The organism is Phreatobacter sp. (assembly GCF_051860605.1).
GTDB lineage: Bacteria > Pseudomonadota > Alphaproteobacteria > Rhizobiales > Phreatobacteraceae > Phreatobacter.
The window spans coordinates 93,314-114,032 of the sequence record NZ_JBHYDR010000005.1 but is presented as its reverse complement, the minus strand read 5'-3'; the positions used below and the strand labels follow the sequence as shown (position 1 = coordinate 114,032).

The 20,719-nt window shown below is 67.1% G+C and carries 21 protein-coding genes; 6 read left to right on the top strand and 15 right to left on the bottom strand.

Features of this window, described 5'->3' with window-relative positions; genetic code table 11:
* Window positions 1-49 precede the first annotated feature (49 nt).
* Window positions 50-655, top strand: a complete 606-nt coding sequence (phaR, locus tag ACTIFS_RS10375) for a polyhydroxyalkanoate synthesis repressor PhaR (RefSeq protein WP_439574016.1) — start codon at window positions 50-52, stop codon at window positions 653-655.
* Between the two features lie 36 nt (window positions 656-691).
* Here phaR and ACTIFS_RS10370 read toward each other — a convergent pair whose 3' ends face one another.
* A complete protein-coding gene (locus ACTIFS_RS10370) occupies window positions 692-2,419 on the bottom strand; it encodes an EAL domain-containing protein (protein WP_439574015.1) in 1,728 nt (575 codons plus the stop codon).
* A 351-nt stretch (window positions 2,420-2,770) separates the two neighbouring features.
* Here ACTIFS_RS10370 and ACTIFS_RS10365 point away from each other — a divergent pair, with 351 nt between their 5' ends.
* Window positions 2,771-3,109 carry a hypothetical protein gene (locus ACTIFS_RS10365; protein ID WP_439574014.1) on the top strand — a complete coding sequence of 113 codons (339 nt, stop codon included), beginning with the start codon at window positions 2,771-2,773 and terminating at the stop codon, window positions 3,107-3,109.
* Between the two features lie 18 nt (window positions 3,110-3,127).
* Here ACTIFS_RS10365 and ggt read toward each other — a convergent pair whose 3' ends face one another.
* The gene (ggt, locus tag ACTIFS_RS10360; RefSeq protein ID WP_439574013.1) at window positions 3,128-4,717 is read right to left on the bottom strand and encodes a gamma-glutamyltransferase; all 1,590 of its coding nucleotides are present in this window, start codon (window positions 4,715-4,717) and stop codon (window positions 3,128-3,130) included.
* 203 nt (window positions 4,718-4,920) lie between these two features.
* On the opposite strand from ggt, the gene ACTIFS_RS10355 reads away from it, so the two are divergent.
* Window positions 4,921-5,355, top strand: coding sequence for a GlcG/HbpS family heme-binding protein (locus ACTIFS_RS10355; RefSeq protein WP_439574012.1), 435 nt, complete (start codon window positions 4,921-4,923; stop codon window positions 5,353-5,355).
* A 79-nt stretch (window positions 5,356-5,434) separates the two neighbouring features.
* On the opposite strand, the gene rpmF is transcribed toward ACTIFS_RS10355, so the two are convergent.
* The 8 genes from rpmF to ccmA form a co-directional block, all read right to left on the bottom strand.
* Complete coding sequence (gene rpmF, locus ACTIFS_RS10350; protein ID WP_439574011.1) at window positions 5,435-5,626, bottom strand: 50S ribosomal protein L32; 192 nt, start codon at window positions 5,624-5,626, stop codon at window positions 5,435-5,437.
* A 139-nt stretch (window positions 5,627-5,765) separates the two neighbouring features.
* Window positions 5,766-6,788, bottom strand: coding sequence for an esterase-like activity of phytase family protein (locus ACTIFS_RS10345; protein WP_439574010.1), 1,023 nt, complete (start codon window positions 6,786-6,788; stop codon window positions 5,766-5,768).
* On the bottom strand, window positions 6,788-8,686 hold the full coding sequence (cobT, locus tag ACTIFS_RS10340) for a cobaltochelatase subunit CobT (RefSeq protein WP_439574009.1): 1,899 nt from the start codon (window positions 8,684-8,686) through the stop codon (window positions 6,788-6,790). The genes ACTIFS_RS10345 and cobT overlap by 1 nt, the downstream gene beginning before the upstream one ends.
* Complete coding sequence (locus ACTIFS_RS10335) at window positions 8,683-9,111, bottom strand: GNAT family N-acetyltransferase (protein WP_439574008.1); 429 nt, start codon at window positions 9,109-9,111, stop codon at window positions 8,683-8,685. Before ACTIFS_RS10335 ends, cobT begins: the two co-directional genes overlap by 4 nt.
* Window positions 9,112-9,148: 37 nt before the next feature.
* Window positions 9,149-10,138: a cobaltochelatase subunit CobS gene (gene cobS, locus ACTIFS_RS10330; protein WP_439574007.1), complete on the bottom strand. Its 990-nt coding sequence runs from the start codon at window positions 10,136-10,138 to the stop codon at window positions 9,149-9,151.
* A gap of 155 nt (window positions 10,139-10,293) precedes the next feature.
* Window positions 10,294-10,926: a J domain-containing protein gene (locus ACTIFS_RS10325; RefSeq protein ID WP_439574006.1), complete on the bottom strand. Its 633-nt coding sequence runs from the start codon at window positions 10,924-10,926 to the stop codon at window positions 10,294-10,296.
* A gap of 103 nt (window positions 10,927-11,029) precedes the next feature.
* On the bottom strand, window positions 11,030-11,701 hold the full coding sequence (ccmB, locus tag ACTIFS_RS10320; protein WP_439574005.1) for a heme exporter protein CcmB: 672 nt from the start codon (window positions 11,699-11,701) through the stop codon (window positions 11,030-11,032).
* Complete coding sequence (ccmA, locus tag ACTIFS_RS10315) at window positions 11,698-12,300, bottom strand: heme ABC exporter ATP-binding protein CcmA (protein ID WP_439574004.1); 603 nt, start codon at window positions 12,298-12,300, stop codon at window positions 11,698-11,700. The genes ccmB and ccmA overlap by 4 nt, the downstream gene beginning before the upstream one ends.
* Window positions 12,301-12,481: 181 nt before the next feature.
* Here ccmA and acnA point away from each other — a divergent pair, with 181 nt between their 5' ends.
* Window positions 12,482-15,202 carry an aconitate hydratase AcnA gene (gene acnA / locus ACTIFS_RS10310; protein WP_439574003.1) on the top strand — a complete coding sequence of 907 codons (2,721 nt, stop codon included), beginning with the start codon at window positions 12,482-12,484 and terminating at the stop codon, window positions 15,200-15,202.
* 225 nt (window positions 15,203-15,427) lie between these two features.
* Complete coding sequence (locus tag ACTIFS_RS10305) at window positions 15,428-16,132, top strand: DUF1223 domain-containing protein (protein ID WP_439574002.1); 705 nt, start codon at window positions 15,428-15,430, stop codon at window positions 16,130-16,132.
* A gap of 21 nt (window positions 16,133-16,153) precedes the next feature.
* On the opposite strand, the gene ACTIFS_RS10300 is transcribed toward ACTIFS_RS10305, so the two are convergent.
* A complete protein-coding gene (locus tag ACTIFS_RS10300; protein ID WP_439574001.1) occupies window positions 16,154-16,417 on the bottom strand; it encodes a hypothetical protein in 264 nt (87 codons plus the stop codon).
* 132 nt (window positions 16,418-16,549) lie between these two features.
* Between ACTIFS_RS10300 and ACTIFS_RS10295 the strand changes: the two genes are divergently transcribed.
* Window positions 16,550-17,098 carry a CAP domain-containing protein gene (locus tag ACTIFS_RS10295; protein WP_439574000.1) on the top strand — a complete coding sequence of 183 codons (549 nt, stop codon included), beginning with the start codon at window positions 16,550-16,552 and terminating at the stop codon, window positions 17,096-17,098.
* On the opposite strand, the gene ACTIFS_RS10290 is transcribed toward ACTIFS_RS10295, so the two are convergent.
* The 4 genes from ACTIFS_RS10290 to ACTIFS_RS10275 form a co-directional block, all read right to left on the bottom strand.
* Window positions 17,099-17,989 (bottom strand): polysaccharide deacetylase family protein, encoded by an 891-nt coding sequence (locus tag ACTIFS_RS10290; protein WP_439573999.1) that lies wholly within the window; start codon window positions 17,987-17,989, stop codon window positions 17,099-17,101.
* Window positions 17,990-18,007: 18 nt separating this feature from the next.
* Window positions 18,008-18,787, bottom strand: coding sequence for an ABC transporter ATP-binding protein (locus tag ACTIFS_RS10285; RefSeq protein WP_439573998.1), 780 nt, complete (start codon window positions 18,785-18,787; stop codon window positions 18,008-18,010).
* A complete protein-coding gene (locus ACTIFS_RS10280) occupies window positions 18,780-19,631 on the bottom strand; it encodes an ABC transporter permease (protein ID WP_439573997.1) in 852 nt (283 codons plus the stop codon). The genes ACTIFS_RS10285 and ACTIFS_RS10280 overlap by 8 nt, the downstream gene beginning before the upstream one ends.
* 75 nt (window positions 19,632-19,706) lie before the next feature.
* Window positions 19,707-20,660, bottom strand: coding sequence for an ABC transporter substrate-binding protein (locus tag ACTIFS_RS10275; protein WP_439573996.1), 954 nt, complete (start codon window positions 20,658-20,660; stop codon window positions 19,707-19,709).
* Between the last annotated feature and the right edge of the window lie 59 nt (window positions 20,661-20,719).

Below are 20,719 nucleotides of genomic sequence, written 5' to 3'. Positions count from 1 at the left end.
TCATGGCGGCCGCATCAACGGGCCGGGGAAGCGCAGGCCAGGGGGAACGATGGCGAAGAACGATCCGGTCACCATCAAGAAATACGCGAACCGGCGGCTCTACAACACGGGGACCTCGACCTACGTGACGCTTGAGGACCTCGCCTCGATGGTCAAGGCGGGTGAGGACTTCCTCGTCTATGACGCGAAGACCGGAGACGACATCACCCGCTCGGTTTTGACCCAGATCATCTTCGAGCAGGAAAACAAGGAGGGGCAGAACCTCCTGCCGGTCTCGTTCCTGCGCCAGCTCATCCGGTTCTATGGCGACAGCATGCAGCTTCTGGTGCCGCGCTATCTGGAACTGTCGATCGACACCCTGTCGAGGGAGCAGGACCGGCTGCGTCAGCAACTCGCCACAACGATCGGTGTGAACCCGCTGGTGGCGCCCTTCGAGCAGCATATCCGGCGCAATCTGGAAATGTTCGAGAAGGCCTTTTCGATGTTCTCGCCTTTCGCAAAGCGCGAGGGCGGAGAAGCGCGCCAGGCGGAGCCGGCCGCCGTTGCCGAGGAGGGCAAGAAGCCCGCCCCGCCGGCCAAGAGTGAGGACATCGACGATCTTCGGGTCCAGTTGGCGGCCATGCAGCAGAAGCTGGAGCAGCTTTCGCGCAAATAGGCCGCCGGTCGAGGGCCTTGGCTCCGGTCTGCCGGCTCAGGCAGTCTGGCGCAGCGACGCCATGGCGGGGGCTGCCAGCCAGGGCCGCTGGTCGCTGGCCCGGCCGGTATGGTGACCTTGAAGGGCGTCGCAGCCGAGTTCGGCCAGAGCCAGCGCCACGTCCTCGTTCGGGACCCATTCGGCAACGGTCGACAGCCCCATGTGGCGGGCAAGTTCCAGAAGCGTCGCGACGAAATGGCGGTCGTCGGTATTGCGATGGAAATCGGCGATGAACGACCCGTCCACCTTGACACTGTCGACGCCGAGCCGCCGCAGGTTGCGGAAGGACGTATAGCCGGCTCCGAAGTCATCGATGGCAACCCGGGCAGCGACATCCTTGACGCGTGCGACGAAGCGGCGGGTCTCGTCCAGATCCGCAATCGCGGTCGATTCCGTGATCTCCACCGTCAGTCTGGCGGCAAGGTCGGGATTGGCCTTCAGCCGGGCCGACAGGGTGTCGATCCAGGCCCGGTTCATCACGGTGGCCGGCGACACGTTCACCGAAAGGCGGACGCCCGGCGCTGCGGTCAGTTCGGCGAGGGCAAGTTCCATCACCCGGGCATCGACCAGTCGGATCAGCCCCAGCCGCTCGGCCAGCGGCACGATGCTGGCCGCCGGCAGCAAGGTGCCGTCCGGCCTGCGCACGCGCAGCAGACATTCATAGCCGAGAACCTCGCGGCCAGGCCCTGCCGCGACGATCGGCTGGTAGGCCAGCGCGATCCGGCGGTCGTTGAGAGCGGAGACGATCTCCCCGGTGGTCTGCAGGTTCTCCTGTCGCGCCCGCTCGCGTTCGGGGCTCGGCTGGAACGCCTCGAAGGCGCCGCGGCGCCGGCCCTTGATGGAGTCCAGCGCCTCCTGCGCGCGGCCCATCATGGCAGCCAGCGAACTGGCATGGCGCGGCGCCACGACCCCGCCCATCGTGACCGTGACCGGGATGGGGCCCGCGCTGGTCAGGAACACATCGTCACGAACGCCCATGAGAATGCGCTCGCAGGCCACGCTCATCTCGTCGGGCTGGCAGCTGCGCATCAGGATGCCGAACTTGTTGCCGGAGAGGCGTCCGAGCAGGTCGCCGCCGCGCAGGCGGGTGCGGATGCGACGGCCGACCGCCGCGATCACCTCGTCGGCGACGTCGAAGCCGTAGCACTCGTTGACCTGAGCCAGCCCGTCAATGGCGGCGATCACGAAGCCGATGGAGCCGCGCACCTTGACCGCATCCTCCAGGGCCTCGTCGAGCACCTGGCAGAACCTGTGGCGCGCCAGCTGGCCGGTCAGCGGGTCGATCTCGCTCGCCTCGCGCAGGCGCCGCTCGTTCTCGTAGCGGTCGGTGATGATCCGTACCGTGCCGTGAGCCTTCAGCGGGCGACCGTCGGACGAGGCGAACCAGCGGCCGGTATCCTCGATCCACTGGAGGATGCCCGGCTGCGGCGCGATGGCATAGGTCACGCAGTACGCCACGCCCTCGCCCCGGTCGACATGGGGCGAATTGACAACGGCCTCGTAGCGTCCGGCGGGCGACTCGGGGGACATGAAGCGGGCAAATCCCCGCCCCGTCGACAGGCTGGCCATATCGGCTATGCCGAGCACCTCGGCGACATTGTCGCTCCAGCCCAGCTGGTCCGACGGCACGGCCCATTCATAGGTCGCCGTCCCGACGGACGAGAGGATTGCTCCCGCCTCGGTGGCCGATCCGGATTCGACGGCGAGCGTGTCGGTTGTCTGCATTCCGATCGTCACGGGCACCGTTCAGCATCCTTCGGTCCAGCCTTCAATAGGCCGCAAAACCGTGAAAGAAACGTATCGTTATCGTTACGGAAGGTGAGAGCCCGTCCAAGTCACTGTCATGGCAGTGTTTGGACCCTCAGACCGGGCCGAAGGATGGCGCGGGACGGCCGCGGTGCTTGGTGCAGTCAGGACAGGATGTCCCGCAGCAGATGTTTGCAGGCCAATCCGCGCCGGCGGCCCATCTGTGAACCTTGATTTGCGCCGCTGTGCCAGATTGGCACGGATCCGATGGAACACCATTTGCGACACGACCGGAACCGGCATCTCCGCCGGCCCACATGGGAGCCCACCATGGTCGCGATCGGCAAAGTCACACGGACGGCTCCGCTGCGCTGGACGCGCCGCCAGACGCTCGCCGAGCGTCGTCGGCCTGCAGACACGGGCACAGGTTTCGCCGAGGCGATCCAGACCCTTCCTGCCGTTACGCAGGCCGACCCCGAACCGCTCTGGCCGCTTCACCGGCGCCCGGCGGCCACCTTCGTCGCCCAATTGCTCGCCACGCGCTTCAACCTGCAACAGGCGCGCCGCCGGATGACGGCCAGCATGGAAGAGGCGGAGGCAAGCTACCAGTCCGCCGACAGCGGGCGCCGCCCCGGCGGGCCGGGTCGCATCGTCCGCCGCGACATCTGACCGGCGCCCGCGCAGGCCTCAATAGCCGAGCGCCAGGCCGTCCTTTCGGGCATCCGAGCCGCCGACCAGGAAGCCGGATTTCTCGATCCGGATCATCTGGCCGCCACCGATCGGCTTCGCCGCCACCAGCACCTCGTGACCCATGTCCCGCATGGCGCTGATCGTCGCCTCGGGCCAGGTCGGCTCGACCGTGGTCTTCTCGCCCTCGAAGAAGGCGCGCGGCAGGTCGATGGCCGCCTGCGGGTCCATGCCATCCTCGACCAGCGCGCAGACGACGCGCGCGTGGCCTGAGGACTGGTAGCTGCCGCCCATGACGCCGAAGGAACAGGTCACCTCGCCGTCCTCCACCAGCATGGCCGGGATGATCGTGTGCATCGGCCGCTTTCCCGGGCCGTAGCAATTGGGGTGGGCGTCATCCAGGTTGAAGCTGCAGCCGCGGTTCTGCAGCAGGATGCCGGTGTCGGGCGTGCAGATCTTCGAGCCGAAATGGTGGAACAGCGAGTTGATGAACGAAACCGCCATGCGGTCGCGATCCACGATCGTGCAGTAGATCGTGTTGGTGCCGGGCGGCGGCGGGATCAGCCGGGGCGTGCGCCGCTTCGGGTCGATCATCGTTGCCAGTTTTCTGGCAAACCCCTTGTCGGTCAGTTCCTCGACAGAATGGCGCATATGCGCCGGGTCGGCGACATGCGCATCGCGCAGGGAATAGGCGATCCGCGCCGCCTCCACCTCCAGATGCAGCCGCTCCGGCGACAGCGGGTCCATGCCAGCGATGTCGAAGCACTCCAGGATGTTGAGGATGATCAGCGCGGTGATGCCCTGGCCATTGGGCGGCAGTTCGACCACGCCCGTGCCCTTGTAGCTGCCGATCACCGGGGTCTCGACCGTGCCGTGATGGCTGGCGAGATCCTCGAGCGCCATCCGTCCGCCCTTGGCCGTGACCGTCCTGACGATGTCCTCGGCAATACGGCCTTCATAGAAGCCCTTCGCACCTCTGGCGGCGATCTCCTGAAGTGTCGCGGCCAGCGCGGGGCTTGCCATGCGCTCGCCCATGCGCGGCGGCCGACCGTCGAGGAGATAGTGCCGTGAGGCCCCCGCATCGCGCCCCAGCGCCTCGGCATCGGCCGGCCAGTCGTAGGCGACCCGCGGGGTCACGGGCCAGCCCTCGCGCGCATAGCGGATGGCCGGCTCCAGCACCCGGCCGAGATCGAACCGGCCGTGGGTCCCGAGGATCGTTTCCCAGGCCTCGATGGCGCCGGGCACGGTGACGGAATGGACGCTGTCGGGAGCGATGCCCGTCAGGCCCTCGGCGCGCAGGGCCGCAGCGCTCGCGGCCTTGGGTGCCCGGCCGGAGCCGTTATAGCCCCAGATCGGCTTGCCTGGCCTGGAGATGAGCGCAAAGCAGTCCCCGCCGATGCCGGTCATGTGCGGCTCGACCACCGCCATCACGCCGACGGCAGCGATCGCGGCATCGGCGGCCGTACCGCCCGCCTTGAGGATATCGAGGGCGGCCGCCGTTGCCAGCGGGTGCGACGTCGCAGCCATGGCTTCGGTCGCATAGGCGGACGAGCGGCCCGGCTGGTAGAAATTGCGCATCTGGAACGTCACGGCCATCCTCCTCCCGGTCCCGCCCGGGGCCTGTCCCGCAGCCAGTCCGGCCGCGCCTGCATTTGTCTCAGACCTAACGCAAGAGCAGGCACCTTGACCACGGCCTGCATGCGAGGGCCATGTGCACGTCCCGCAGGGCTTGACGCAAGCCCGCCGGGTCTGGACCGTTGCCTGACCCGCATTGCCGCGAACCGGAGACCGTCATGACCCTTCTCACCCTCGCCCAGGCCCGCACCATCGTGGACGCAGCCCTCGCCCACGGCCGGGACAAGGGCTTCAAGCCGCTGGGTGTGGTGGTCGTCGATGCCCGCGGGGCGGTGCGCATGACGGCTGTCGAGGACGGCAACGCGCTGCTGCGTGCCGACATCGCCCACGGCAAGGCCTATGGCTGCATCGCGGTGGGCGTGGGCGGGCGCACGCTGAACAAGATGGCGCTCGATCGCCCGCATTTCATGACAGCACTCGGCGGGCTGACCCGCGACCGCATCACGCCGGTTCCGGGCGGAGTGCTGATCCGCGATGCGGATGGCGCGCTGCTGGGTGCGGTCGGCATTTCGGGCGACACGTCGGACAATGACGAACTGGCGGCGGTTGCCGGCATCGAGGCTGCCGGCCTGCAGGCCGATACCGGCGCCTGAGCCTCCGACAAATGCAGAAAGCCGGCCTCTCGGGGCCGGCTTCAGGCAGTCGGGACGGTCGCGCAGGCGACCCGAAGGATCAGTCGTTGGTGGTCGACTTCGGCTTCAGGATCTGCTTGCCGCGATACATGCCGGTCTTCAGATCGACATGGTGCGGACGGCGCAGGTTGCCGGAATCCTTGTCCTCGATATAGGTCGGGGCCTTGAGCGCATCGTGCGAACGGCGCATGCCCTGGCGCGAGGGGGACGTCTTTCTTCTCGGAACGGCCATGGAACTCTCTCTGGCGGAGCCGCAGGACCGGAAGGCCTCGGCAGCGTGCTGAAATCGTGAGACGGGCGCCTATACACGCTTTCTCCCGGCCGTGCCAGAGGCAATCTCCGGGATCGGCCGGGCGGCGCGCGGACTGCCCTCAGCCCTTCCAGGCAAACTGCAGGATCAGCGTGCGCTGGAGGAAGGAGAAATTGTTGTCCGAGACGATGGTCAGGATCGTTTCGCCATCGGCGTCCCGATGGACCGCCAGCCCTTCCATGTTGTCGACCTGCGCCGACATGTCGCCGGAAACGATGATCGGCCCGTCGAGGGTCGCGCCAGCACGCACCGCATCAATGCCGATGCGGCGGATCCGGAAGGCCACGCCGCGCCAGGCCGAGAACCAGCGTTCGAGGATCAGCAGATCGCCATTCGGCAGGAATGCGAGGTCCGTGACGTCGAAATCGTTGGTCCGCCTGACGGCAATCTCGCTCGATCCGTCCCGGCCGATCAGGAAGCCCCGGATATCGCCCGCCGGATTGAGCCCACGCTCGGACAGGGCCAGCAGCGTGCCGGCCAGCGGCGAGGGCCGCGGCAGCACGCCGATCGCCTCGATGCCGCGGTTCGACGGCAGGCGCTGGCTGCCCATCGGCACGGGAATGGACGTGCCGCGCGCGAGAAACCCTTCGCGGCCGAACGTGTCGAAGCGGAAGATGCGGTGGGTGCGCTCGACGCCGATCCAGGCCGTGCCGCCCTCGATCCACAGGGCCTCGGTGTCCCAGTTGCCGGTGGAGGCCAGCGTCCGCCCGCCGGGACCGAGCACCGGTGCCATGCGCGCCTGCGACAGCCCGGCGATCCGCGGACCTTCCATGTCCACCTGCGCACCGAGCCAGAAGCCCTTGTCGGTGATGGCGGTGAGCTGGCGCCCGGCCGGGTCGAGACGCAGCGACGACAGGCCGCCGAAATGCGGATGATCGGACTGCAACTCCAGACCGCCCCGGTATTCCAGCTGGCCGAACCGGCTGCGGCCCGCATCTCCCGGCAGGAAGCTGGTGACCGGAAAGGAGCGGATCGTGATGGACACCGGCCGCGGCACGGGCCTTGGCTGGGCAACCACTGAGGCGGACGTCGCCGCGGCAGCGACCACGCCACCCGCCAGGGCCAGAAGGCCGCGACGATCCATCAGGCCACCCGCCTGCGCGTCCGGGTCCCGCCGGCATTCTCGATCGCGTGCTCGTCGAAGAGCTCGGCCAGTTTCTCGGTCATGGCGCCGCCGAGCTCCTCGGCATCGACGATGGTCACGGCGCGGCGGTAGTAGCGCGTCACGTCGTGGCCGATACCGATGGCGATGAGTTCCACCGGCGAGCGGGTCTCGATCTCCTCGATGATCCAGCGCAGGTGCCGCTCCAGATAATTGCCCGGGTTCACCGAAAGGGTGGAATCGTCCACAGGCGCGCCATCCGAGATCATCATCAGGATCTTGCGCTGCTCGGAGCGACCCAGCAGGCGCTTGTGCGCCCAGTCCAGCGCCTCGCCGTCGATGTTCTCCTTGAGCAGCCCCTCGCGCATCATCAGCCCGAGATTCTTGCGCGCGCGGCGCCAGGGCGCATCGGCCGCCTTGTAGATGATGTGGCGCAGGTCGTTGAGCCGCCCCGGATTGGCCGGCTTGCCGTTCTGCAGCCAGAACTCGCGGGCCTGCCCGCCTTTCCAGGCGCGGGTGGTGAAGCCGAGGATCTCGACCTTCACGCCGCAGCGCTCCAGCGTGCGGGCAAGAATGTCGGCGCAGGTCGCCGCCACCGTGATCGGCCGGCCGCGCATCGAGCCGGAATTGTCGAGGAGCAGCGTCACCACCGTATCGCGGAAGTTGGTGTCGCTCTCCTGCTTGAAGGAGAGCGCCGCCATCGGGTCCATGATGACGCGCGGCAGCCGCGCCGGATCGAGGATGCCCTCCTCGAGATCGAAGTTCCACGACCGGTTCTGCTGCGCCATCAGCCGGCGCTGAAGCCGGTTGGCGAGCCGGGCGACCACCGGCCCGAGATGGGAAAGCTGCTTGTCGAGATAGGCGCGCAGCCGGTCCAGTTCCTCGGCATCGCAAAGCTCCGGCGCATCGACGATTTCGTCGAACTTCGGCGTGAACGGCTTGTAGTCGGGGCCCTTGCGCTCGGCCCCTTGCGACTTCGGCCGCCAGGGCTCGCTGGCATCCTCCGAATCGCCCAGTTCGTTCTCGTCGGGAAGTTCGGCCGTCTCCGCGTCGGACGCCTCCTGGACGCCGTCGGGCGATTCGTCGGCCATCTCCTCGGCATCGTCCATCTGCATGCCGTCCGAGGACTCCTCGTCCTGGCTGTCAGGGCTCTCGCCGGATTCGGGCGCGTCCTGCTCCTGGCTATCGGAATTGTCGTCGTCGTTCTCGTCGTCCGAGCGGCCCTGCTCGTCACCCATGTCGAGCGAGGACAGAAGGTCGCGCACCGCCTTGCCGAAGGCCTGCTGGTTGTTTTCCAGCCCCACCAGGGCTTCGAGGTTCTTGCCCGCCTTGCTCTCGATGGTTTCACGCCAGAGATCGACGATCTTGGCTGCCTCCACCGGCGCCTTCTGGCCGGTCAGCCGCTCGCGCACCATCAGGGCCAGTGCATCCTCGATCGGCGCGTCCGCCTTGTCGGTGATCGCCTCGTATTTGCCCATGCGGTGGTAGTGGTCCTCCAGCCGCGCAGTGAGATTTTGCGCCACGCCCGCCATGCGGTTGGAACCGATGGCCTCGATGCGCGCACTCTCCACCGCCTCGAACACGGCGCGGGCCTGCTGGCCCTCGGGCGCAATGGAGCGGTGGACCTTGGCATTGTGGACGGCAAGCCTGAGCGCCATGGCATCGCCGTGGCCGCGCACGATGGCCGCGTCGCGGGGCGAGAGCCGGCGCGGCGGCTCGGGCAGGCGCGCCTTGTCGCCGGCAAGACCGGGCTTGTCGGCGGCATAGGTGACTTCAAGATCGCGGCGGGCAATGGCACGCATGCAGGAGGCCACCGACCGCTTGAACGGCTCGGTCGGGCTTTCCTTCGTATTCGGCTTGGCTTTCGAATTGGAACTCACGCCAGATCCTTTTTCAGCCAGATGCGGCGATGTCCGGGCGGAAAGTCGTCCAGTTCGCCGAAAACCTCATAGCCCAGCTTCTGGTAGAAGCCGTCGCCCTGGAACGAGAAGGTGTCCAGGTAGATGTGCCTCGCGCCGCGCTTCGCCGCGATGGCCTCGGCCTTTCCGATCAGGTCGGTGCCGATGCCGGTTCCGCGCAGCGCCTCGTCGATCCAGAGGAGTTCGACGAAGCACCAGTTCCACATCGTGAAGCCGACTAGCCCGCCGCGAACAGTGCCCTCGTCGTCGCGGACCGAGATGGCGAAGCGCTTCCACTTCGTCCGGCCGGCCTTCGCCGTGTTGTAGGCGATGAGGCCCTTGACCACGGCACGGGCGGTTTCGCCGACGCGGGTCTCCTCGGCGATGACGAGGCCGGCGGTGGACATTTTCCTCCGGCCAGCCACGTCGATCCTCCAGGACCTGTCAGCTCAGCGCCACGTTGACCGCGCTCTCCGGCAGCTCCTGCCCGAAGCAGCGCTGGTAGAACTCGGCGACCAGCGATCGCTCCAGCTCGTCGCACTTGTTCAGGAAGGTCAGGCGGAAGGCGAAGCCGATATCCTTGAAGATGTCGGCGTTCTCGGCCCAGGTCAGCACCGTGCGCGGGCTCATGACGGTGGAGAGGTCGCCGTTCATGAAGGCGTTGCGGGTCAGGTCCGCCACGCGCACCATCTTGTTCACCTGGTCGCGACCCTCGGCCGTCTTGGCGAAGCTCTTGGCCTTGGCGAGAATGATGCCGACCTCGTTGTCATGCGGCAGGTAGTTCAGCGTGGTGACGATGGACCAGCGGTCCATCTGCGCCTGGTTGATCTGCTGCGTGCCGTGATAGAGGCCGGTCGTGTCGCCGAGGCCGACCGTGTTGGCGGTGGCAAACAGGCGGAAGGCCGGATGAGGGCGGATGACGCGGCTCTGGTCGAGCAGGGTGAGACGGCCCGAGCTTTCCAGCACGCGCTGGATGACGAACATCACATCCGGGCGGCCGGCGTCATACTCGTCGAAGCAGAGCGCGACATTGTGCTGATAGGCCCACGGCAGGATGCCGTCGCGGAATTCGGTGATCTGCTTGCCGTCCTTCAGCACGATGGCGTCCTTGCCGACGAGATCGATGCGGCTGACGTGGCTGTCGAGGTTGACGCGGATGCAGGGCCAGTTGAGGCGGGCGGCGACCTGCTCGATATGGGTCGACTTGCCGGTGCCGTGGTATCCAGACACCATGACGCGGCGGTTATAGGCAAAACCGGCGAGGATGGCGAGCGTGGTCGCCTTGTCGAACAGATAGTCGGTGTCGAGGTCCGGCACATGGTCTCCGCCCTCGGAATAGGCCGGAACGGTCATGTCCGAGTCGATGCCGAAGACCTTGCGAACGGAAAGGGTCGTATCCGGGGTCCCGGACACCTTGTCGGTCTGCACTGTCACGAAAAACCTCCGATGCCGCGCTTGGCGCGGCGAGCTCACATCGTCACGATCCCGAAGACCTTACCAGATCGGAACATGGGGCCGGAAGGGTGCCCTTCGCGGGAAAGCCATTCGCATTCCTGATGCGTGCCATCTGCCGGACACGGGGGAAAGGGTCAGCAGAAGCCGACCGATTTCAGATAATTGTAGGCCTGGATGATCTCGCGCAGCTTGTCCTCGCGCGAGCGGTCGCCGCCATTGGCGTCCGGGTGCAGGCGCTTGGCGAGTTCCTTGAACCGCGCCTTGATCTCGGCGGCGGTCGCGTGAATGTCGAGATTCAGCGCATCCAGCGCCTTGCGCTCGGCATTGCGGATCATCCGTCCTTCCGGTTCCGCCGGCCGCTCTCCCGAAGGCCGCCAGTCGGCGCCCTCGAACAGGCCGAACGGGTCCCGCGCGGCACGCGGATCCAGCCGGTCCTGGCGCGTTTCGCGCCGCCCGTCGCGGGTCCATGAATTGACGCCGACGCTCCAGGTCGGCCTGTGGCCGGTCAGCGCGTCCTTCTGATAGGCGGCAACGGCAGAATCGCTCATCCCCGCGAAATAATTGTAGCTCGCATTGTACTCGCGGACATGGTCGAGGCAGAGCCAGAGGAACTCGCCCTCGCGGTCACGGCCAAGCGGCGCACGATGGGTCGCCTCGCATTTGCAGCCTGCGAAGGCGCACACGCGCATGCCCGGCCGCGCCCGGGCGCGGCGGTCGTCCTCGGGCTTCACCCGGATGCTGTCGAAGAGAGGCGATTCGAGCTTCATGGCGGTGCAGGCGTTGGGTTGGGCGATTATGGGGATCGCGGGTTAACGCGGCAAGACGAGCCCCGGTCACGAATGTGGTCTGCGCGCCCGAATCCAGCGCGCCTCAGTCCAGACCGAAACGCAGGGCCGCCGCCGCGGCAACCGGGCCGACCACGGCGCTGACCAGGGTCAGGGCCGCCAGCAGCGCGAAGGGCTCCGCGAATGACATGGGCCCGACGATGGCGGCCTGGGTTGCCGCCACCCCGAAGATCAGGACGGGTATGGTCAGCGGCAGGACGAGGATGGCCATGAGCAGACCACCGCGCCGGAGGCTGACGGAAAGCGCGGCTCCCACCGTCCCGATCAGCGTCAGCGCCGGCGTGCCGACAGCCAGCGTCAGCGCGACCACGCCCATGGCCGCAGGCGGCACGTTGAGGAAGAGGCCGAGCAGCGGGGCGGCAATCACCAGTGGCAGGCCGGTCGCCAGCCAGTGCGCCGCAGCCTTCACGGCCACGACCAGCGCCAGCGGCACCGGCGCATTCACGATGAGGTCGAGCGAGCCGTCGTCGGCATCGGCCTGGAACAGCCGGTCGAGGCCGAGCAGGGTCGCCAGCAGGGCACCGATCCACAGGATCGCGGGACCGATGCGGGCAAGCAGGTTCATGTCCGGCCCGACGCCGAAGGGCACGATGGTGACAACCGACAGGAAGAAAACGACGCCGATCATGGCGCCGCCGCCGACCCGGACGGCGAGTTGCAGGTCGCGCAGGAACAGGGCTGCGAGCGGTCCCCTCACGCAGCCCCCCCGATCGCCAGCTCCCGCGCCGGCAGGCCAAGCGGCGAATGGGTCGCCGCGATCAGCAGCCCCCCGGCCGCCACATGGCCCGCCATGATTCCTGCGAGCAGCGTCTGGCTGGCTGCGTCGAGCGCCGCGGTCGGCTCGTCCAGCAGCCAGAGCGGGCGGGCGACCGTCAGCAGACGGGCAAGAGCGAGGCGCCTGCGCTGCCCGGCCGACAGATAGGCCGCTGGCAGATCGGCGAGATGGCCGAGGCCAAGCCGGTCGAGCGCCACATCGGTGGCAAGGCCGCCGCCGCCAAGGAAGCGGGTCCAGAACTCCAGGTTCTCGGCAACGGTGAGCGCCTGCTTGAAGGCATCCTGGTGGCCGCAATAATGGGCCTGCTCGCCGATGCTGGCCTCCGGATCGCCGCCATCCAGCGCGAGCGAACCGGACGCCACCGGCACCAGCCCGGCGATCAGCCTGAGGAGGCTCGATTTGCCGGCCCCGTTCGGCCCGACGACCTGCACGGCCTCGCCGGCGCCGATTGCAAAGGACAGATCGGCAAAGACGATGCGGCCGCCGCGCTGGCAGGTCAGGGCATCGCCTCGGAGCAGCATGGCTGGCCTTGTCCTTACCGACGAAAGGGTGACGTGCGCGGCGATCAGAAGCGCTTCTAACCGTATGGCGGGCTGATTGGAATCCCTCTATAAGCCCCCCAACGGCCGCGCGCTCCTCCCGTCATCCGACGTTTCGCCCTGGGCGCGAACCCGGCCTCCGGAACGAGGGGATCATCGCCACATGTCGCTCGACAGCTTCAAGTCCCGCAAGACGCTCAAGGTCGGCACCAGGAGCTATGTCTATTTCAGCCTCAAGGACGCTGAGAAGAACGGGCTGAGCGGCATATCGGCGCTCCCCTTCTCGATGAAGGTGCTGCTGGAGAACCTGCTGCGCGCCGAGGATGGCCGATCGGTCACCAAGGCCGACATCGAGGCCGTGGCCGCCTGGCTGAAGGACCGCGGCAAGGCCGGCAAGGAGATCGCCTTCCGTCCGGCGCGCGTGCTGATGCAGGACTTCACCGGCGTTCCGGCGGTGGTGGACCTCGCCGCGATGCGCGACGCCATGAAGGCACTCGGCGGCGACCCGCAGAAGATCAACCCGCTCGTGCCCGTCGATCTTGTCATCGACCATTCGGTCATCGTCGACGAGTTCGGTTCGCCGAAGGCGTTCAAGAAGAACGTCGATCTCGAATATGCCCGCAACGGCGAGCGCTACCGCTTTCTGAAATGGGGCCAGCAGGCGTTCAAGAACTTCTCCGTCGTGCCGCCCGGCACCGGCATCTGCCATCAGGTGAACCTCGAATATCTCTCCCAGACGGTGTGGACCCGGAAGGAGAAGGTGAAGAAGACCGTGCGCGGCAAGACCGTCTCGCAGACGGTCGAGGTCGCCTATCCGGACACGCTGGTCGGCACCGACAGCCACACCACCATGGTCAATGGCCTCGCCGTGCTCGGCTGGGGCGTCGGCGGCATCGAGGCGGAGGCCGCCATGCTCGGCCAGCCGCAATCCATGCTGCTCCCCGAGGTGATCGGCTTCAAGCTGACCGGCCGGCTGAAGGAGGGCGTCACCGCCACCGACCTCGTGCTGACCGTCACCCAGATGCTGCGCAAGAAGGGCGTGGTCGGGAAGTTCGTCGAGTTCTACGGCCCCGGCCTCAACAACATGACGCTGGCGGACCGGGCGACCATCGCCAACATGGCCCCGGAATATGGCGCCACCTGCGGCTTCTTCCCCGTCGATGACGAGACGCTGAATTACCTCACCACCTCCGGTCGCAAGGCCGCGCGCATCGCGCTGGTCGAGAAATATGCCAAGGCGCAGGGGCTGTTCCGCACCAAGGCCTCGCCCGATCCGGTCTTCACCGACACGCTCGAGCTGGAACTCGGCGAGGTCGTCCCCTCCATGGCCGGCCCGAAGCGTCCCGAGGGCCGCGTCGCGCTGGAGGCCGTCGGCGCTGGCTTCGCAAGCGCCATGGAGACCGACTACAAGAAGGCCGCCGAGATGGGGCGGCGCGTCAAGGTCGAGGGCCGGGACTTCACCCTCGGCCATGGCGATGTCGCCATCGCCGCCATCACCTCCTGCACCAACACCTCGAACCCCGCCGTGCTGTTCGCGGCCGGCCTGCTCGCCCGCAACGCCGTCGCCAAGGGCCTGAAGACGAAGCCCTGGGTGAAGACCTCGCTGGCCCCCGGATCGCAGGTGGTGGCGGAATATCTCGCCAATTCCGGTCTCCAGAAGGACCTCGACAAGCTCGGGTTCAACCTGGTCGGTTTCGGCTGCACCACCTGCATCGGCAATTCGGGCCCTCTGCCGGCGGAGATTTCGAAGGCCATCAACGACCACGGCCTGATCGCCGGCGCCGTGCTCTCCGGCAACCGCAACTTTGAGGGGCGCGTGTCGCCCGACGTGCAGGCGAACTACCTCGCCTCCCCGCCGCTGGTGGTTGCCTATGCGCTCGCCGGATCGGTGACCATGGACCTGACCAAGGAGCCGCTGGGCACCGACAAGAAGGGCAATCCCGTCTATCTGCGCGACATCTGGCCGTCCTCGGCCGAGATCGGCGCCTTCATCGCGAAGAACGTCACGAAGAAGCTCTTCAAGGAGAAATATGCGGACGTCTTCAAGGGCGATGCCAACTGGGCCAAGGTCAAGGCGCCCACTGGCCAGACCTATGCCTGGGATGACGGATCGACCTATGTGCAGAACCCGCCCTATTTCGTCGGCATGGGCATGAAGCCTGCCGCGATCGGCGACATCCAGGGCGCGCGCGTCCTCGCCCTGCTCGGCGACAAGATCACCACCGACCACATCTCGCCGGCCGGCTCCATCAAGGCTGCAAGCCCGGCGGGCAGGTATCTCCTCGACAACAAGGTGGATGTCGCCGACTTCAACCAGTACGGCACGCGCCGCGGCAACCATGAGGTCATGATGCGCGGCACCTTCGCCAATATCCGCATCCGCAACCACATGATGGGACCGAACGGCAAGGAAGGCGGCTTCACCATCCACTATCCCTCGAAGGAGGAAATGCCGATCTACGACGCCGCCATGAAATATGCGGCCGAGAAGATGCCGCTGGTAGTCTTCGCCGGCGTCGAATACGGCAACGGCTCCTCGCGCGACTGGGCCGCCAAGGGCACCAACCTTCTGGGCGTGCGCGCCGTCATCGCCCAGTCGTTCGAGCGCATCCACCGCTCGAACCTGGTCGGCATGGGAGTGGTCCCGTTCACCTTTGCCGAGGGTACGACCTGGGCCTCGCTCGGCCTGAAGGGCGACGAGACCGTCACCATCAAGGGCCTCGACAAGGTCAAGCCGCGTCAGAAGATGGAGGCCGAGATCACCTATGCCGACGGCAAGGTGAAGAAGGTGCCGATCCTCTGCCGCATCGATACGCTGGACGAGATCGAGTACTTCAGGAACGGCGGCATCCTGCAATATGTGCTGCGCGACCTGGCCGCCTGAGGCGGCTGCCACGGCGCCCCGGCCAACGGGGCGCCCCCGGTCCCGGCACTGCGACCTCACGCCTGATTGTGCAATTCTCAACCAAGCGTGAGTAGCCTTGGAGGCTCGGGGCAAGCATATCAGGCTCATGCCAGTGTCAGGATGCAAGTGGGGCGGTCGGTGATGCGTCGGACGGGACCATGGGGCGTCATTGCCCTCGCTCTCGCTTTGCTGGGTTCGACGGATATGGCCGCGGCCGGTGAGCGACCGCGCGCCGTGCTGGAACTGTTCACCAGCCAGGGCTGCTCGTCCTGTCCGCCGGCCGACCGGAACCTGTCGCGCATCGCCGATGAGCCCGGCATCATCGCTCTCACCCTGCCTGTCGACTACTGGGATTATCTGGGCTGGCGCGACACGCTGGCCCGCCCGATCCACGCCAAGCGGCAGAAGGCCTACAGCCATGTCCGCGGCGACCGGCAGGTCTATACCCCGCAGGTGATCATCAACGGCGCCGCCCATGCCATTGGCTCGGACTGGTCGGCGGTCGAGCGCGGCATGACCCAGACCGGCTCGCAGTCCGGCGTTCTGACGGTTCCGGTCACGGTGACGATCACCGGCGAGACCATGTCGATCTCGATTGCCGCGCAGGAAAACGGCCTCGTCAGTCCCGAGAACCCGGCGACCGTGACGCTGTTCGGTGTCGCCTCTCACGAGCCGGTGGAAATCAGCCGCGGCGAGAACCGCGGCCAGACCGTGACCTATCGCAACGTCGTCCGCTCCAACCATGCCATCGGCGAGTGGACGGGCGGGGCTCGCACCTTCGTCGTCAACATCCGCGAACGAATTGCGGCTGGCTGCCAGCGGGCCGTCGTGCTGGTCCAGGCCGGAACCTACCGGAGACCGGGCCCGGTCGTCGGTGCGGTCATGGCGACGCTGCAGCCGGGCATGTGAGCGGAACGGGTCGGTGCCGGGTCAGGCCGGCGCCATCCAGACCAGGTCCGGCGCGACGATGCCGGGAACCTCGTCCTCATCGATCCGGCGGACAGCCTCCACCGACACCAGGCTCTCGGCAGTCAGCGGGCAGATACCCCAGCGAACCAGTTCGCGGGCAATCGAGCGGCGCACGCGCGTGGCTGCCGTGGCCTCCGCATCGGCCTCGACGAAGCGGGTCGCCGCGAAGGCCGCGCCTGTGGCCGGCTGGGGCTCTCCACGCGCTTCACACCGAAACCAGGGCATCGTTCCTGTCCTTTTTCCTCCGCCGCACTCAATCATCATGAAGTTGATCGAATCTTGACGGAATTGCTTAACCAATGGCGATCATCACTCGCGCCGTTCAAGGTGAGTGTCCCGGGACGAGGTATCGGTTCAATGGCTGATGGCGCGCTGAATGATTCCGCCGTGTTTCTGTCGCGGCGTCTGGTCCTGGCGGGCGGCGGATCCGCCCTGCTGCTCGCCGGCTGTTCGGCGCCCGCGCCTGTCGTCCAGCAGCCGACCTTCTATCGTAACCTTGCCCAGACCGGCGCCAGGGTCGATGCTGCCATGGCCGCCGAGATGATTTCCGGCTTCCGACGCAACAATGGGCGCGGCCTGCTGGCGGTCGATCCGCTGCTGATGGAGGTCGCCGAGGCGCAGGCCGGCGCCATGGCCAGTGCCGATCAGGTGGGCGTGCGCACCGGACCGGTCGGCACGCGGCTGACAACGGCCGGCTATCGCCACCGCACCGCGGTCGAGAACACCTCCGCGGGCTATCTCACCCTGGCCGAGGCCTTTTCGGGATGGCGCGATTCTCCGCCGCACCGGGCCAACATGCTGAATCCGGCCGTCTCCCGCCTCGGCATCGCCACCGGCTACAGGCCGGGCTCCCGCTACCGGGTGTTCTGGGCAATGGTTCTGGCGGAGCCGACGGCCGCCGCCTGATCAGGTCGGATCGCCCGAGGCCAGGTACCAGTCGCGGATCGCGCGGCCCTGCATGAACACCACCTCGGGACGCGCCATGAGCGCGTCCAGCAGGGCCTCGATCACCGCCATGCGATGCGGCACGCCCATGATGTAGGGATGGATGGCAAAGCCCATGACCTTCGCCCCGCCGAGCGGGCCGGCGCTGGCAGCCTCGGCGATCAGCCGGTCGGCCTGCGCCATTGTCCGGTCGAGAAACTCGCGGGCCGGGTGGTGCTGGATCATGATGGTCGGGATGTCGTTGAGCTCGACCGAATAGGGCATGGTCAGCACGGGGCCCGAAGAGGTCTTGAGACGCGCGGGGAGGTCGTCCACGACCCAGTCGGCGATATAACCGATGCCGGCAGCGGCCAGATGGTCGGCAGTCTCCAGCGTCTCGGTCAGGCCCGGCCCCAGCCATCCGACAACCGGCTCGCCGGTGAACGCGGCAAGCGTCTCGACGGTCTGGCGGATCATCCCCGGCTGATCCTCGATCCGGTGCGTCGGCACCTGATGCCAGCCATGCCCCATGAACTCCCAGCCGGCGTCGCGCGCGGCCGCGGCAAGGCGCGGATAGTCGGGCACCACAGAGCCGTTGATGGACAGCGTCGGCCGGATGCCGCGGCGCTCGAAGGCCTCGAGGAAGCGCCAGAAGCCGACCCGCATGCCGTATTCGTGCCAGGCCCAGTTGGCGATGTCGGGCTGCAGAGCCGCACCTGTCGGCGCCACCAGCACCTGCCGCGGCATCGGATTCTCGATCCGCCAGTTCTCGACATTGACCACCGGCCAGACGGCGAGGCGCTTTCCATCGGGCAGATGGATGCGCGGGCGATCGACGGCGGCGGTATGGGGCAGGCGCTGTTCGGGACGCATGGGCACTGCGGCTCGGCCTTACGCCGCCTTCTTGCCATGGTGGCTGTGGAGCTTGGCGCCCAGCACACGGCGGATATCGTTGAATTCGGGACTGGCGACATCGCGCGGACGCGCCAGGGTCGAGGCGTTGTCGCTCTCGATCCGGCCCGGACCCGGCGTCATGACCACCACGCGGTCGGCAAGGAAGATCGCCTCCTCGATGGAATGGGTCACGAAGACGACCGTCAGGCCGGTGCGCTGCCAGATGTCGAGGAGTTCGTCCTGCAGGCGCTCGCGGGTCATGGCATCGAGCGCGCCGAAGGGCTCGTCCATCAGCACGATCTCGGCATCGTTGGCGAGCACGCGGGCGATCGCCACGCGCTGCTTCATGCCGCCGGAGAGTTGGTGCGGATAGGCATTGGCAAACTTCGTCAGGCCGACCAGTTCGACGAACTTGTCGACGGTCTCCTTCACCACGCTCCTGGCCAGCCCCCGCGACGTCGGCCCGAAGCCGATATTGTCGCGCACCGACAGCCAGGGGAACAGCGCATAGTCCTGGAAGACCATGCCGCGCGTCGGGTCCGGTCCCTTGATCGCCGTCCCCCACATCAGCGCCTCGCCGGTGGTCGGCCGCTCGAACCCGGCGATGATCCGCAGCAGCGTGGACTTGCCGCAGCCGGATGCCCCGATCAGGCAGACGAACTCGCCCTTGCGGATGGTGAGGTTGGCATCGTGCAGGGCGTTGATGGTCTGGTCCTGCAATTGATAGACCTTGGATACCTGCCGGATCTCGACGATGGGGGTTTTCGATTCAGCCATGATGGGTCGGGCTCCAGGCGAGCAGGCGGTTGCCGATCATCACGACGATGCGGTCGGAGATGTAGCCGGCGATGCCAATGATGATCATGCCGCAGATGACGAGTTCGGTGCGCGACAGCGTGCGGCCGTCCATGATGACGGCGCCAAGACCCTCCGGAACGCCGGTCATCTCGCCGACGACGATGACGAACCAGGCAAGGCCGAGGCCGAGCCTGAGCCCGGTGAAGATCGACGGCAGGGCCGCCGGAAGCACAACCTTGAAGAACTGCGCATTGCCCTCGCAGCCGAGCATGGAGGCCGCCTCGAACAGTTTCGGGTCGACCGAGCGCACGCCGAAGACCGTGTTGAGCAGGATCGGATAGAAGGCGCCGAGGCAGACCAGCGCGAAGGCCGACCGCGGCCCGAGCCCGAAAAGGATCATGGACAGCGGCAGCCAGGCGGTGACCGGAATGGGGCGCATCACCTGCAGGAACGGGTCAAGCACCATCCGCGCCGTCGGGATGCGGCCGATCATCAGGCCGAGCGGCAGGGCGAACAGTGCCGCCAGCGCGAAGCCGCCATAGACGCGGCTCATCGAGGCGATGAGATGAGTCAGCAGCGTCGCCGAGAAGGCATCGTCATAGATGCCGCCCCAGGCAAAATCGATCATGTACTCGCCGACCTCGTAGGGGGTCGGGATCAGACGTGTCCAGCGCTGGGTCGTGGCGACCTGCCAGAAGGCGAGCAGCAGCGCCGGCACGATGAGGGCCAGAACCAGCGGCTTGACCCTCTCCCAGGGGGTCTTGCCCACGGGCTTCTCGATGGTCACCGTTGCCGGCGGCGGCACCGTCTCAACCAGAGCCATGGGTCCTGTCCTCTCGTGCCATGAAATCGGGCCGGCGCCGCCCGCGGAGCGGACGACGCCGGGTTGCTCGTCGAATCAGACGGAGATCTCGTTGGAGAACTTCGGATTGAGGAACTTGGCAAAGTCCGGCAGGGCGCGGATCTGGCGCAGCGACAGCATCTGCTCCGCATAGGTCCGGGACTGCTTCAGCATCGTCTCGTCCATCTTCCAGGCGTATTCGACATTGTTGGCGCCGAGCGCCTGCTCGACCGCCGTGCGGTTGGCGCCGAGCCGCTGCACGGTCATGTCGGCCACGACCTGCCTGTTGGCGACCATGAACTCGACCGCCTTGCGGTGGATTCCGAGCGCCGTCTTCACCAGATCGGCCTTGCCCGACACCGTGTCCTCATGGGTGGCGAAGATCATGTTGAGGCCGCCCATATTGGTGCCATAGGGATATTCGACCAGCTGACCGACGCCCGAGGAGATCGACAGGCCCGGTCCCGGCTCGGCGCCGACATAGGCGTCGATATCGCCGCGCGAGAGCATGGCATGCATCTCGCCGAACGGGACGCGCACCGCCGTGATGTCGCGGATGGACAGTCCCTCCATGCGCAGGCGCTCCATGATGAAGACCTCCTGGGTGGAGCCCGGCCAGATGCCGACGCGCTTGCCCTTGAGGTCCTTCACCGTCTTGACGTCCGAGCCGGCCTTGGAAATGACGCCCATGCCCTTGTTGGAGAAGGCTCCGACCACCACCACCGGCTCGCCGGCGGCCGCGCCCAGCGTCGCCGCGGCGATGCCGAAGGCGCCGAAATCGACCGATTTGGTGACGACGGCATTCTTGCCGTCGGTGGGGCTGTCGAAGGTGATGATCTCGATCTTCGTGCCGGCCGGCGCAAAGCGCTCGTAGAAATGCGGCGGCATGGAATGGATGAGGCGCAGTGAGCCCATCTTGATGGTGCGTTCCTGGGCACGCAGCACGCCGGGCGCGGAGAGGGTGCCGGCGGCAACGCCCGCACCGATAAGGAAATGACGACGACGGATCATGGTGTGGCTCCTGTGGAAGGTTTTCTCGACGGATTGTCCCGCCTCTGCTGCCTGTGGCC